Annotated in this window: 1 tRNA gene; it reads left to right on the forward strand. The window is 50.2% G+C overall.

Annotated features, from left to right (window positions below):
• Positions 1–200 precede the first annotated feature (200 nt).
• A tRNA-Glu gene (locus tag EXT46_RS18730) sits at positions 201–276 on the forward strand.
• The last annotated feature ends 1 nt before the right edge of the window (position 277 follow it).

Genomic DNA, 277 nt, shown 5'->3' on the forward strand with positions numbered 1-277 from the left:
GTAACAGGGGTTCGAATCCCCTAGGGGACGCCACTTTACTCGTATGGTAAGAGTCTAAATAACCAGTCCTAGTGACACAGAATGTAATGAGCCTAGTGCTCTTACAAGTTCTGCTTAGATGAATAAGGCCATTCGCTTTCGCGGGCTCAAGCTCATCTTACGCAGAATAAGCAAAGTATACTTTGCTGAACCAATTCTGCGTCCCCTTCGTCTAGAGGCCTAGGACACCGCCCTTTCACGGCGGTAACAGGGGTTCGAATCCCCTAGGGGACGCCAC

The sequence above is a fragment of the Pseudoalteromonas sp. CO325X genome, from assembly GCF_004208955.1.
GTDB lineage: Bacteria > Pseudomonadota > Gammaproteobacteria > Enterobacterales > Alteromonadaceae > Pseudoalteromonas > Pseudoalteromonas ruthenica.